Origin of the sequence: Streptomyces sp. NPDC058812 (genome assembly GCF_042744565.1) — a bacterium.
In the GTDB taxonomy this organism is placed as follows: domain Bacteria; phylum Actinomycetota; class Actinomycetes; order Streptomycetales; family Streptomycetaceae; genus Streptomyces; species Streptomyces thinghirensis.
Map to the genome: position 1 here is coordinate 537,361 of NZ_JBHYOB010000002.1, position 13,007 is coordinate 550,367.

The window sequence follows — 13,007 nt, forward strand, 5'->3', positions numbered from 1 at the left end:
ACGATACGGTCGTGCTCCGGGCATATGCCACAGTCTTCCCGGAGCGACTTCGGCGCGCGAACGGCGTACGTGAGCCGAGCGCCAAGTCGTAGGATTCCTACGGGACTTGATGGGCGCCGGAGCCCGGCGGTGTCGTCGTGCTGGTGTTCGTCGGACCCCTGTTCTATGACGGGTCGTGCGGCGCTGGGCGGGGCGCCAGGTCGACGGGTGCGCGTGCTCCCGTCTCCAGGGCCCGCACCCCTGCCTCGGCGACCGCGGCGGCGGCGTACCCGTCCCAGGTGCCCGGCCCGGTGACCCGGCCCCGCCGGGTGGCGTCGACCCAGCTCTGCACCTCGCGGTCGTAGGCGTCGGCGAACCGCACGAGGTAGTCCTGCGGCACCTCCTCCCGGGCACCGCCCGCCGCCGTCACCACCATGGTGTGCGCCTGACCGATCCGGGCGCTGCCCGCCTCGCAGACGGCCTCGCAGCGCACCTCGTAGCCGAAGCCGCAGTTGACGAAGATCTCCACGTCGACCAGGGCGCCCCCCTCGGTCTCGAAGAGCACGAACTGCGGATCGAGCAGCCCCCCGGGCGCGCCCGCCGACGGGCGCGGCCGGAGCACGGTCACCGCGGTCAGCTCCTGCCCGAGCAGCCAGCGGGCCGCGTCGATCTCGTGCGAGACGGAACTGGTGACCAGCATCGCGGAGGTGAAGTGCGGCGGAGAGGACACGTTGCGGTGGACGCAGTGCAGCATCAGGGGCCGGCCCAGCCGCCCGCCGTCCAACAGCGACTTCAGCCGCCGGTACTCGGCGTCGTACCGCCGCATGAACCCGATCTGCGCCAGCCTCCGGCCCAGCCGCGCCTCCGCCTCCACCACGCGCAGCGCTCCCGCGGAGTCCGGCACCATCGGCTTCTCGCACAGCACCGGCAACCCCCGCGCGAAGGCGGCCAGCAGCGCCTCCTCGTGCGCCTCGCCCGGCGAGGCGATCAGCACGGCCTCGACGCCCGGCGCGTCGAGCGCGGCCTCGACGTCCGTGTGCACGACGACCCCGTCGATCCCGCCCACGGCCGCCTTGGCCCGCTCGGCGTCGGTGTCCGCCACCGCGGCGACCCTGGCGCCGTTCACCACGCGGTCGAGGCGTCGTACGTGATCGGCGCCCATGTGTCCCGCGCCCAGGACCGCCACACCCAGAAGTTCGCTCACGCTCCGCCGGCTCCTTCCCGTCCGCCGCACACCCGCCGAGGAGCGGGCGCGGGTACGGCGAACAGGGTTTCATGGTCGTCAAGAGGGGCGGAGCTCCCGGGACGCGGCGGGGGGCGTCAGTACCGCAGCACCCCCGCGATTCCGTCCACGTCCCCGAGCGCGCCGTCCGGTACGAAGCGGACGTCGGCGCCGGTCTCCAGGCACTGCTCGACGATCTCGTCCACGACGTCCCCGCGGGCGTCGAGGTCGCCGCTGTCCGCCGGGAGCAGGTGCTCACCGTCGTCGCGCATCGTCACCTTGTAGTTCTCCTCGACGGCCAGCAGCCGGACCCGGCCGGCGCGGGCGCTCTCCCACAACTCGTCGACGCCGGCCGCGAAGTCCTTGCGCCCGCGGGCCGCGTCCAACTCCCTGGCGACGGCCTCGACGGCGCCCCGCGCCTCGTCGTCGAGGACCGGTCGCACCGCCTGCCACACGGCCTCCGCCGTGCCGTGCGCGAGGCCTCCGTGGGGGACGAGGACCGCGTCCCGCACGGTGTTCCCGGTCTCCTCCAGCAGGGACAGCGCGGGCTGCGGCCCGGTGACGTACAGCGGCCGGGGATGCGCGCGCAGGACCCTGCCCATCACGGTGTCGGCCTCGCGCAGGAACCGGCGGGTGGTCTCGTCCCGGAAGGTGCTCGGCGCGTCGCCGATCCGTTCCTGGCGTTCGGGGTCGAAGTTCTCCGGAGGCCGGTCGAGAGGGAAGTCGCCGGTGCGGTCCTCGACGACCCGGCCCGCGCCGCCGCTCCACAGCGTGACGCGGTCGGTGGCGACCGACAGCACCCAGAACGGCCGCTCGGCGGCCTGCGCGGCGACGAGGTTGCGGGTCAGGAAGGTGTCCGACAGGACCACGCGCTCGGGGACGGAGCGGGCGAGCGTCCAGACCTGGTGTTCACCCGGCGCGGCGAAGAGCGCCAGGCCGTCCTCGGCGTGCGACAGATCGACCTCGGCGAGCGCCCGGTCGAGTTCCCGGGACACCTCCATGCGCCGCTCCCGGGTGACCGCCGGGTCGTCCTCCAGCTGCTTCTTGGCCTCGGCGACCACGTTGCGCAGCCGCACGGGGTCCTGGGCGTTGTTCGGTTCACGGCGGTGCGTCGGCGTCAGCACGGACACGGCCGGGTACGGGCGGGGGCGCCGCAGTTCGGCGAGGGTGGCGGGACTCAGATCGTGCTCCATGTCAGCACGATAGGACTGATGGGCGTATCGGGCATTCGGAGCAATTCATTATCCCGGTTCGGCCGTCCGGTTCAGCGGTCCGGTTCGGCGGTCCGGTTCGGCCGTCCGGTTCAGTCGTCGTCCCGGGAGGTCCGGGAGGCCTCGGAGCCGCAGGAGCTGCCGTCGGGCGGCAGGGAGCCGTACAGCAGGAAGTCGTCGACCTTGCGGTGCACGCACTCGGAGGACGCGTAGCCGGTGTGTCCCTCGCCCTTGTTGTCGAGAACCACCGCCGAGGGGCCGAGCCGCTCGGCCGTCTCCACCGTCCAGTGGTACGGCGTGGCCGGGTCGCCCCGGGTGCCGACGAGGAGCATCTTCGCGGTGTCGAGGTCCTTCACGTCGTCACGGATGTAGTCCGTGCCCTTGGGCCGGCCGTAGCACATCAGCACCTGCGTGAGGCGGTACCGGCCGAAGACCGGCGAGGCCTCCTCGTACCGCGCGCGCAGCCGTGCCAGGGACCCCGCGACCTGGTCGGCGGTGGGGCGGTCGGGGTCGTCGGCGCAGTTGATCGCCATCAGGGCGGCCGGCAGGTTGTCCATCGGGACGTCCTCCGGGTCGGTGAGGCCGCCGCCGGTGTCCGCGGGAGTCCGCGCGCGGACCGGGAAGGTGACGCCGCCGGACACGAAGCCCTCCAGGCCGCGGGTGTCGCCGTCCTCGAGCAGCTGCGCGAGCGCCCGCTCCAGTGAGGGCCACAGCTCCTCGCTGTACAGCGCCTGACCGATGGCGCCCACCATGTCCTGTCCGGAGAAGGGCTCGCCGAAGCCCGTCGGTACCGGGTCCTCGTCGAGCGAGGCGATGACCTGCTCGACCTGGCGCCGGGCCTGACGGGCGTCCTGTCCGAACGGGCAGGCGATGTCCTCCACGCACCAGTCGAGGAAGTTCTCCAGCGCGGTCTGCTGCCCCCGCGCACCGGCCAGCCCCTGCTCGGTCAGCGGTTCCGTCAGCGTGTCCACGCCGTCCAGCACCATCCGGCCGACCTTGTCCGGGAACCGGGCGGCGTAGACCGCGCCCAACCGGGTGCCGTAGGAGAAGCCGAGGTAGTTGAGCCGGTCGTCACCGAGCGCCCGGCGCATCACGTCCATGTCGCGCGCCGCGTTCACCGTGCCTATGTGGGGCAGCACCGGGCCGGAGTGCTTGGCGCAGTCGGCCGCCGCCTCCCGCAGGCGCCGTAGTACGTCCTGCGGGTCGGTGAGCTTCTCGTCCCCGTCCGTCGCCTCCACGATGTCCAGCGTGGCCGGGCCGCAGGTGACCGGCGAGGACCGGCCGACGCCGCGGGGGTCGAAGGTCACCACGTCGTAGCCGTTGGTCAGATGCATGAAGTCCTTGCCGCCGGCGGAGAGTTCGCTGACGCCGGAGCCGCCCGGCCCGCCGAAGTTCAGCAGCACCGAGCCCCGCGACTCACCCGTCGCCCGGTACCGGGCGAGGGCCAGGTCGAGTGTTCCCGCCTTGGGGCGGTCGTAGTCGAGGGGGACGGTGACCTTACCGCACTGCAGGTCCTTCGGTACGTCCATGCCCTCGCACGCCGACCACTTGATCTTCTGGTCGTGGAACCGAGACAGGTCGGGCCCGGTGTTCCGTGCGGTCGCGGCGGGCAGCCCCGTGGACAGCAGGGCCAGCCCGAGCGCTCCGGTGACCGCGCAGCGCCGGACCGAGGGCCGAGTCGACAGCTTGGCCTGCATCGATGCCTCCCGGACGCCCCGTCGCGGACCGGTGGTCGGCGCCCTCGATCACCATAAGCGGGCCTCGCTCGCCTCGCCTCCGGGCGGCGCCCCCGGTCGCACGGGGGCTTTGGCGGGTGTACGGACGCTTTGCCGCTCGTTCGACAAAACGGCCACTCGATGGAGTGAAAGACCTATAAGCCATAACTCGGATGGTGCGCCCGCGTTTTAACCGGTGCGGGCGAGCGCCCGTGACCATGTCTGGAAGGCAGGGAACCTCATGAGAAGGGTTACCCGAAACGCGGTGTTCGCCGTCGCCGCCTCCGGCGCGCTGGCCGTGACGATGCCGGGATACGCGGCGTTCGCGTCCGGCGGCGCCGCCGCCGACGGTGCCGCCGCCGGATCGCCCGGGCTGATCTCGGGCAACACCGTCCAGCTCCCGGTGGACGTGCCGGTCAACGTCTGCGGCAACACGGTGAACGTGGTGGGGCTCCTCAACCCGGCCGCGGGCAACAGCTGCGCCAACACCGAGGGTGCCGGTGCGACGGACAAGGGGACGGCCACCTCCGCCGACACCGGCTCGTCCGGCGGTGCGGTCGCCGAGGGCGGCGGAAAGGATTCACCGGGCGTGCTCTCCGGCAACGGCGTGCAGCTGCCGGTCCACCTCCCGGTGAACGTCACCGGCAACAGCGTCAACGTCGTCGGCATCGGCAACCCGGCCGTCGGCAACGAGTCGACGAACACCTCCGGCGACCACCCCGAGTCCGAGCGGCCCCCCGCGGAGCAGGAGCCGGAGCCGTCCGTACCCGAAGAGGAGCGCGCCCGGCCGAAGCCGGTCCCGCACGCCGCCCCGCCGCAGACGTCGGCGTCCCTCGCCCGCACCGGGGCGGACCAGACCCTGCCCGCTCTCGCGGGCGGCACGGCGCTCGTGCTGGGCGGAGTCGTCCTCTACCGGCGGTTCCGGCCGGGGACCGGGAGCTGACCGAGAGCGGACGTTCGTCCCGGGGCGCCGGACAGCGCGTCGCCGGGGCGACCCGCTTCGTCGGGACACGTACGACGGCGCCCGGCGCGGCAGAGGCCGCTCGGTGACCTCGTCCGTGACCCCTTACGCTCGGGCCCGTCCCTCGTGGAAACGGCGGTGCAAGGCGCGGATCCCCTCCGTCAGTTCCGGTACCGGGCCCGCCACTGGCACGCCGGGCGCCACCTCCCGCACCGCCAGCGTCCGCACCGGCGGTGCCGGGACACCCAGCTCCGCCAGCCACTCGCCGAGCTGCTGCGACGAGGCGACGTACACGATGCGTCCCAGGCCGACCCAGGCGTGTGCGGCGGCGCACATCGGGCAGTGCTCGCCGGACGTGTACACCGTGGCGGCGGCCCGCTCCTCGGGGGCGAGGTGGGCGGCGGACCAGCGCGCCAGCTCGAACTCCGGGTGGCGGGTGCGGTCGCCGGAGGCCACCCGGTTGCGGTCCTCGGCCAGCACCGTGCCGTCCGCGCCGACCAGCACCGACCCGAACGGCTCGTCGCCGGCCTCCAGTGCCTCGGCCGCCAGCTCCACGCATCGGCGCAGATACGGCAGCTCCGTTTCCTTCACGACCATGGCGCACGGCCCTCCTCGATCATGTGATCCTTTCCGGCGGCGGGAGAGCAGGCGGTGCCCGCCGGTCTCGTCGCAGTCGTACGGGACGTGGTCAGTCCGGCAGTAGGTGTGACACGAGAGTGCGTGTCCATTCGGGGGCGAGGGGCTCGTCGGTGAAGACGGCCCTGTAGTAGAGGGGCGCGAGCACGGCGTCCGTGGCGCGTTCCAGGCTCGGGGGTCGTCCGCCCCGCGCCTGTTCCCGTTCGAGCATGGCTTCGAGCTGTTGCCGGCGTTCTCCGCGGCACGCGGCGGCGCCTTGTTCTCCGCCGGTGCCGATGGTGGCGCGCACCAGGGCGAGGGTGTCCGGGTCACAGAGGTCCTTGGCGAGGTCGGACGCGTAGCGTTCCAGGTCCTCGCGCAGGCTCCCGGTGTCCGGCACCACGACGCCGCCGGAGAAGCGGCTGGTCGCGACGTCGGCGAGCAGCTCACCGACGGTGCCCCAACGGCGGTAGACCGTGGTGGCGTGCACGCCGGCGCGGCCGGCCACGACCGGGATCGTCAGTGGTTCGCCGGCCTCGTCGGCGACCAGTTCCTTGACGGCCCGGTGTACGGCCGCGCGGACTCGGGCGGAGCGGCCCCCAGGCCGGCTCCCGGTCTGTGGGGCGGGGGAAGCGGGAGTGGACACCCGACCAGTATCGCACTGATCACTGCGCTATTAGTGCAGTGATCGCTGCGTTTGTGTTAGCGTCGGGGCTACTAACGCACAGATCACTGCGAGAAGTCTATGTCTATCGACTCTGCTGTATCCGCCGTGCCGTCCGACAGGGGCACGCACCGTGTGCTGCGCGGGGCCGCCTTCCCCGGCGCGGCCGCCGTCTTCGTCGTCTTCCTGGCCGCCTCCAGCGTGCCGTCCCCGCTCTACCCGATCTACCAGCAGCAATGGCACTTCTCGGCGTGGGTGCTGACAGTCGTCTTCGCCCTGTACGTGGTTGGCCTGCTGGGCTCGTTGCTTCTCGTCGGCGGGCTGTCGGACCACCTCGGCCGCCGACCGGTGCTCGCCGCGGCGATCGCGCTGGAGATGGTCGCGCTCGTCCTGTTCCTCACCGCCGGGAACGTGACCGTCCTGGCTGCTGCCAGGGTGCTGCAGGGCATCGCCACCGGGGCGGCGACGGCCACCCTGAGCGCCACCCTCGTCGACCTCGAACCGCCGCACGCCCCTGGGCTCGCGGGCGTCGTCACCTCGGTGGCCCCCCTGACCGGGCTCGCTCTCGGCGCTCTGGGCTCTGGTGCACTGGTGGAGTTCGGCCCCGTCCCGACCCGACTGGTCTACGCCCTGCTGCTCGGCGCCATGGTGCCGGCGGCGATGGTCGCCGCTCTCCTGCCGGAGACCTCCCCGCGCCGGCCGGGAGCCGTCGCCTCCCTGCGCCCGCGGGCCGCGCTGCCCCCGCACCTGCGCGCGGACATCGTCCCGGTGGTACCGGCCATGATCGCCAGCTGGGCGCTGGCCGGGCTGTTCCTCTCCCTCGGCCCGTCGGTCGCGGCCCAGTTGCTGGGGCTGCACAGCCGCCTGGTCGGCGGCATCGTCGTGGCCCTGCTGGCGGGCACCGGAGCGCTCACGGTCGCCGCGCTCCGCTCCCGTTCCGCGTCCTCGCTGCTGGCCCCCTCGTCCGCGCTGCTCGGACTCGGCGTCCTGACCGCGCTCGCCGGCATCGTGGCGGACCTCGTATGGCTCTGCGCCCTCGGCACCGTCGTCGCGGGCGTCGGCTTCGGCGCCTCCGTGCTGGCGACGTTCGGTACCTTCGCCCGGATCGCCAGGCCGCACGAACGCAGCGCGGTCTTCGCCTCAGCGAACATCATCAACTACCTCGGCAACAGCGTGCCCGCCGTGCTCGGCGGCATCGCCGTCACCGCCCTGGGCCTGCGGACCGCCACCGAGATCTACGCGCTGGCGATCGTCGCGATCGTCTCCGCCGCCTTCCTCCTGCGCCTGAACCAGCTACGGACGCGGCGCCGCGCCGTCGCGACCCCGGGCGAGTGAGGCACCGGCCCGCGGCGACCGCCGCAGCCCTCCCTCGACATCGTGCTCGTCGACCTGGGCAGCCACCACTTCCCGGGGGAGTCCCCCGAAGCCACGGCGAGGCCTCTGGCCGACGTGGAGGCCCACACCGCCGCGGACCGGATGGCCGCGTGGCGGCGATGTGGCCCCCAACACGCCGCGTCGTTCACCCACTCGTGCAGGGGCGGGCTGACCAGGCGCCTCCTGCCGCTTCCGTACGCCACTCTTCGTCGCGTGAGCGGTGTTGCCCCCGGAGCACGCGTGCGGCGCGCCGGGATCGTGTAGCTGGCCCTGCTGGCCGGTGGCCTATTGCTAAGGCCAATTGCGAGAGTTACAGTCTCTAACTAAAGGGAGTAGGGATAGCGGAACCTCTCGCTGTCCGCGCGAAGGAAACGAAGAGAAGAGGGCCGTCATGTCCGCCGCCACCCCGCAGCCGTACGCCCCGCACACCGTCCTGGGGTCCGGACCCGCCGGTACCGGACTGGCTCGTGAGCTGGTCCGCAGGGGGTATCCCGTCCGTCTCGTCGACCGGAAGGCCGACGGTCCCGCGATCGAGGGTGTCGAGCGGTTCGCCGCCGATGTGAGCACGGCCGACGGGGCCCGGGCCGCGGCCAGTGACGCCGCTGTCGTGTACCACTGCGTCAACGTGGACTACCACCTCCAGACGGAGGTGATGCCCCGCGTCCAGGCAGCCGTCCTGGCGGCCGTCGAAGCGACCGGGGCCCGGCTGGTCGTACTCGACACGCTCTACCCGTACGGCGAGACCGGGGGAGCGGTGATGACCGAGGACAGCCCCTGGCAGGCGACCAGCCGCAAGGGGCGGATGCGTGCCGAACTCGACGAGCGGTACCTCGCCGCACACCGGGCCGGCCGGGCCCGGGTGGCCCTCGGCCGCAGCGCCGACTTCGTCGGTCCCGGAGTGCTCAACTCGTCCCTCGGCGCCGCCGTCTTCCCGGGCGCGCTCACCGGCGGGGAGGTCCTGGGGTTCGGCGACATCGACCTGCCGCACAGCTACACGGACATCCGGGACGTGGCGGCCGGTCTCGCGACCCTCGGTGAGCGACCGGAGGGCGACGGCCGTGTCTGGCATCTGCCCACCGCGCCCGCCGTCAGCACGCGCGAGATCCACACGATGATCGAGAAGCGCGTGGGCCGGCCGTTGAACGTCACGGTGCTCGCGGAGCCCCGCCCCATCGGCCCCTTCGACGAGCGGTTCATGGCCGAGTACGCGGAGATGTTCTACCAGCACACGGAACCCCAGATAATGGACTCCACCGCCTTCGAGCGCTCCTTCGGGGTGGCCCCGAAGCCGCTCGCCGACACCGTGGAGGCCACCGTGACCTGGTACGAGGAGTGGCTCGGCGGTCGGTGACGGTCCCGCGTCCTCAGCGGCGTGTGCGCGGCCGCGACCGGTCCAGCGCGGCCACGCCGACCGCGGCCAGGCCGATTTGGATGAGCCACTCGACCCAGTCGACGCCGTCGGTGTCGGCCACGTCGAACGCCATCGCGATCCACGACCCGATCAGCGCGGCCGCGATGCCGACGAGGATCGTCCACAGGACCCCGATGCGCTGACGGCCCGGGACGACGAGTCGCCCCAGGACGCCGATGACGATTCCGATGACAATGGCACTGATGATGCCGTCGATCTCCATCTCCGCCCCTTCTTGTCAAGACCCCCGCGGTAGTGCGTGTGCCCGCTGCGGGCGGGCGCAGTCCGCCAGAGGTCTCGGGGCGCAGCGCGGGCCGGTCCGTGGGGGCGGGCCGGCCCGTCGTGTTCCCTTTCCGCGCGTCTAGGGCTTGCGCATGGTCTTCGCCGCCGTAGCGGCGCACACCGCGCCCAGGGCCAGGGTCAGGGCGCCGATGATGATGTTGTTCCAGATGACGCCGGCGTCCGGGTTGGTGCCGACGATCCACGGCGAGATGATCATCCAGATGCCCATCGCGCACATCGCCCCGCTGAGGCCGTACATGCGTTCCGGGGCGCGGGTGAAGCCGAGGGCCAGCAGGCCGATGGCGATCCCTATGATCAGGTTGTGGGCCACTAGTGCGGGCTGGCTCGTGGTGAAGTGGAGTATCCACGGGGACACGGCACAGTACAGGCCGACCAGGAACACCGGCCCGTCCACGAGTGCCACATCCCGACCGCCGAGCATGCGGGCGTAGCGCGCCTGCATTTCCGGAGCGTCGGGGTGGCTGGAGATGTCACCTCGGGTGTGCGAGACGTTGGCCATGAGTCGTCTCCTTTGACTTACGGGCCTTGACCGCGTCTGGTTGCGGTGTGCGGTGACGCCGCATGTGTCCATTCTGCTCTTATTTTTCCCTTATGTGTAGTCGTGGGTTGGTGGGACATGTCCATGCGGATCGCGGGCAAACGCTCAGGCACGAGAGCACGAACGGACACAGGGGCAGTGGAGGTGACCGCCGCTATGGGCGCGAAGGTGTTGGAACGATTTCCAGCGGGGTCGCCGCGCGGATCGTGGCCGGCGGAGGAGTACGCCGCGCGCCGCCGTGCGCAGGGCGAGGCCGCGACCGTCGTGATGGACCTGCAGTCGGACGCCTTCCTGGTGGTCGTACCGGCCCGCGACGAGGACTGAACGGGGGCCGGGGAAGGAGCGGTTGCGCGTTCCCCGCCCCCGGCCGACCCCACCTCGCCGCGGCCCGGCACCGCCGTGCGAGCGACTCGCCGCGCCGCCCGGATCCCGTGCCCCCGCAGGCCCGTTGATTCCGGCTCCGCCGATGTCGCCGTCGACCGTCGGCGTTTCCCACCGGTGAGCCCGCCGCCGGACGTCCCCTGCCCGCGCGGCTCGGGAAGGTCGGGCCGTCGAGCGCCGCGCGCCGCCCGGCGCGGGTGCGGGAAGGCGGCGGCGTACCATTGCGACTCGCGGTACAGAGCGACGTCGGCGCGGCCAGTCGGGCCTGACGCACCGGCGCCGTCCGGCCCTGCACCAGCAGGAACATCCCCTCCCTCGCGAGGCGCCCGGCCGGTCTGTCCAGGCTCATGGCCCGCCCGCCACCGGTCACGACCGCCGTCGTCGTGGCCGCCCGTAAGAGGTCGTACACGCGCGTCCGCAGTGCCGGCCGTTCCTCGACGTGCTCGTGCCGCTGCGGGACGGTCGGCGAGTGCGTACGCCCGCGCCCTGACCTCGTCGAGCCGGGTGCAGCGAGCGGGCCGTGTCGCGCGGTGTTGGTGCCGCGGGGTACGTCGACCCGGGCGGACTCCTCGCGCGGAGTGCGCAGAACCACGGAGGCTTCCGGCGCCCACAGGGCGTCCAGTTCCACGGACACCGTCCGGGCCGCCGTCAGCACCGCGAGCCGCATGGGCGGTGACGGCCGCAGCCCCGGACGCTCACGGGCGGGCGTCGGTGAAGGCGAACACCACCTCGTCCGCTCGGTCGCGCACACGCCGGTTCGGCTGCTCGCGAAGGCGGAGCCCGGGCTGCCCGCCCGCGAACGCCTGCTGCGTCCGCTCGCGACCGGCGAGTTGCTGGGCGGCATCGCCTACGCGCACGTCCGCTCCGCGTCCCGGGTCCAGGTGTGCGCCACCGACGAGCGGGGCGGCCCGCGCTTCGACGGCCCCGTGCCCTGGTGCGCCGGCTGGAGCCTGAACGACGTGATGCTGCTCGCGGCTGCACGAACCACGTCGAGCAGCATGCCCCGGCCAGGGTCTCCGGGCACGGCACGCCTTCCTGGTCGACGGCCCGGGAATGTATTTTGGTACCTGAAATGTTGGTAATTACATCCAGTCGTTCCAGTCGTTCCAGTCGTCCAGTCGGTGTCCGTCACCGTATTTCCCCCCACCAGCGAGGCACACCGTGAACCACCCGGCCCCCGAGCAGCCCGCCGACGTCGTGGCCCGGCTGCGCGCCACCTTCCGCACCGGCCGTACCAAGCCCGTCGAGTGGCGCACCGTACAGCTGCACCGGCTGCGCGCGCTCCTCACGGAGAACGGCCCCGACCTGGAGGCCGCGCTCCACGCCGACCTGGGCAAGAGCGCCGCCGAGGCGCAGCGCACGGAGATCGGCTTCACCGTGCGCGAGATCGACCACACCCTCGACCACCTCGCCGACTGGCTGCGCCCCGAGTCCGCCCCCGTCCCGGCGCACCTCGGCGCCGACGCCACCGCTTGGACGCAGTACGACCCCTTGGGCGTCGTCCTCGTCATCGCGCCCTGGAACTACCCGGCCCAGCTCCTGCTCGCCCCGGTGGTCGGCGCCCTGGCCGCCGGCAACGCGGTGGTCGCCAAGCCCAGCGAGCTGGCCCCGGCCACCTCCGCCGTGCTGGCCCGCCTGCTGCCGCGGTACCTGGACACCGAGGCCGTGGCCGTCGTCGAGGGCGGCATCCCGGAGACCACGGCCCTGCTCGCCGAGCGCTTCGACCACGTCTTCTACACGGGCAACGGCACCGTCGGCCGCGTCGTCATGCGCGCCGCCGCCGAGTACCTCACCCCGGTCACCCTCGAACTCGGCGGCAAGTCACCGGCGTTCGTCGACCGCGACGCCGACCTCGACGTCGTCGCCGCCCGGCTGGCCGGCGGCAAGTTCCTCAACGCCGGCCAGACCTGCGTGGCCCCCGACTACGTCCTGACCGACCCGGAGACCGCCGCCGCTCTGGAGCCGGCGCTGGTCCGTGCGGTCGAGGGACTGTACGGGGCCGACCCGGCCCGGTCCGCGGAGTACGCGCGGATCGTCAACGAGCGCCACTTCGACCGGCTGACCGGCCTGCTGGACTCCGGCCGGGTGGTCGTCGGCGGCGGCAGTGACCGGGCGGAGAAGTACATCGCGCCGACCGTGCTCGCCGACGTCGCCCCCGGGGCTCCGGTGATGCGCGAGGAGATCTTCGGCCCGATCCTGCCGATCGTCACTGTGCCCGGCCTGGACGAGGCGATCGACTTCGTCAACGACCGCGACAAGCCCCTGGCCCTCTACGTCTTCAGCGAGTCCGACGCGACCCGGGAGCGGTTCGCCGCCGAGACGTCCTCCGGCGGTCTCGGCCACGGGCTGCCGCTCGCCCATCTCACCGTCTCAGACCTGCCGTTCGGCGGCGTGGGGGAGAGCGGCATGGGCAACTACCACGGCCGCTACTCCATCGAGACGTTCAGTCACCGCAAGGCGGTCCTGAAGAAGCCGCTGAGCTGACCGGCGCGCGGGCTTGGAGAAGCCGCCGAGCTGACCGGCGCGCGGTCCGGAGAAGCCGCCGGGCCGACAGTGGCGCGGTTCGGAGAAGCCGCCGAGCCGACCGCGCGAAGAGCCCACGCCAACCCGGCCGGGAACCGGCCGGGTTGGAC

The 13,007-nt window shown here is 72.6% G+C and carries 13 protein-coding genes; 6 read left to right on the top strand and 7 right to left on the bottom strand.

Annotated elements, in window-relative coordinates:
• Positions 1 to 163 precede the first annotated feature (163 nt).
• The 3 genes from ACFW48_RS06460 to ACFW48_RS06470 form a co-directional block, all read right to left on the bottom strand.
• Positions 164 to 1,183: a Gfo/Idh/MocA family protein gene (locus tag ACFW48_RS06460; protein ID WP_386310964.1), complete on the bottom strand. Its 1,020-nt coding sequence runs from the start codon at positions 1,181 to 1,183 to the stop codon at positions 164 to 166.
• A 116-nt stretch (positions 1,184 to 1,299) separates the two neighbouring features.
• The gene (locus ACFW48_RS06465) at positions 1,300 to 2,394 is read right to left on the bottom strand and encodes a chemotaxis protein (protein WP_386310966.1); all 1,095 of its coding nucleotides are present in this window, start codon (positions 2,392 to 2,394) and stop codon (positions 1,300 to 1,302) included.
• A 110-nt stretch (positions 2,395 to 2,504) separates the two neighbouring features.
• Complete coding sequence (locus ACFW48_RS06470; protein ID WP_386310967.1) at positions 2,505 to 4,109, bottom strand: alpha/beta hydrolase; 1,605 nt, start codon at positions 4,107 to 4,109, stop codon at positions 2,505 to 2,507.
• 259 nt (positions 4,110 to 4,368) lie between these two features.
• Between ACFW48_RS06470 and ACFW48_RS06475 the strand changes: the two genes are divergently transcribed.
• Positions 4,369 to 5,070, top strand: coding sequence for a chaplin (locus ACFW48_RS06475; protein ID WP_386310969.1), 702 nt, complete (start codon positions 4,369 to 4,371; stop codon positions 5,068 to 5,070).
• A 123-nt stretch (positions 5,071 to 5,193) separates the two neighbouring features.
• Here the strand turns inward: ACFW48_RS06475 and ACFW48_RS06480 are convergent, their stop codons facing one another.
• Both ACFW48_RS06480 and ACFW48_RS06485 read right to left on the bottom strand, forming a co-directional pair.
• On the bottom strand, positions 5,194 to 5,685 hold the full coding sequence (locus ACFW48_RS06480; protein WP_386310970.1) for a nucleoside deaminase: 492 nt from the start codon (positions 5,683 to 5,685) through the stop codon (positions 5,194 to 5,196).
• A gap of 91 nt (positions 5,686 to 5,776) precedes the next feature.
• Positions 5,777 to 6,349, bottom strand: coding sequence for a TetR-like C-terminal domain-containing protein (locus ACFW48_RS06485; RefSeq protein ID WP_386310972.1), 573 nt, complete (start codon positions 6,347 to 6,349; stop codon positions 5,777 to 5,779).
• Between the two features lie 126 nt (positions 6,350 to 6,475).
• Here ACFW48_RS06485 and ACFW48_RS06490 point away from each other — a divergent pair, with 126 nt between their 5' ends.
• Complete coding sequence (locus ACFW48_RS06490; RefSeq protein WP_386310973.1) at positions 6,476 to 7,702, top strand: MFS transporter; 1,227 nt, start codon at positions 6,476 to 6,478, stop codon at positions 7,700 to 7,702.
• A gap of 430 nt (positions 7,703 to 8,132) precedes the next feature.
• Complete coding sequence (locus ACFW48_RS06495; protein WP_386310975.1) at positions 8,133 to 9,092, top strand: NAD-dependent epimerase/dehydratase family protein; 960 nt, start codon at positions 8,133 to 8,135, stop codon at positions 9,090 to 9,092.
• Positions 9,093 to 9,105: 13 nt separating this feature from the next.
• Here the strand turns inward: ACFW48_RS06495 and ACFW48_RS06500 are convergent, their stop codons facing one another.
• On the bottom strand, positions 9,106 to 9,375 hold the full coding sequence (locus tag ACFW48_RS06500) for a GlsB/YeaQ/YmgE family stress response membrane protein (RefSeq protein ID WP_386310976.1): 270 nt from the start codon (positions 9,373 to 9,375) through the stop codon (positions 9,106 to 9,108).
• A gap of 138 nt (positions 9,376 to 9,513) precedes the next feature.
• Positions 9,514 to 9,954: an SPW repeat protein gene (locus ACFW48_RS06505; RefSeq protein ID WP_386310978.1), complete on the bottom strand. Its 441-nt coding sequence runs from the start codon at positions 9,952 to 9,954 to the stop codon at positions 9,514 to 9,516.
• Positions 9,955 to 10,149: 195 nt separating this feature from the next.
• Between ACFW48_RS06505 and ACFW48_RS06510 the strand changes: the two genes are divergently transcribed.
• From ACFW48_RS06510 to ACFW48_RS06520, 3 genes are all read left to right on the top strand, one after another.
• Positions 10,150 to 10,317 carry a hypothetical protein gene (locus ACFW48_RS06510; RefSeq protein WP_310874904.1) on the top strand — a complete coding sequence of 56 codons (168 nt, stop codon included), beginning with the start codon at positions 10,150 to 10,152 and terminating at the stop codon, positions 10,315 to 10,317.
• A 635-nt stretch (positions 10,318 to 10,952) separates the two neighbouring features.
• On the top strand, positions 10,953 to 11,456 hold the full coding sequence (locus ACFW48_RS06515) for a hypothetical protein (RefSeq protein ID WP_386310979.1): 504 nt from the start codon (positions 10,953 to 10,955) through the stop codon (positions 11,454 to 11,456).
• Positions 11,457 to 11,535: 79 nt separating this feature from the next.
• Entirely contained in the window at positions 11,536 to 12,858 is a 1,323-nt protein-coding gene (locus tag ACFW48_RS06520; protein WP_386310981.1) for an aldehyde dehydrogenase family protein, read from the top strand.
• The last annotated feature ends 149 nt before the right edge of the window (positions 12,859 to 13,007 follow it).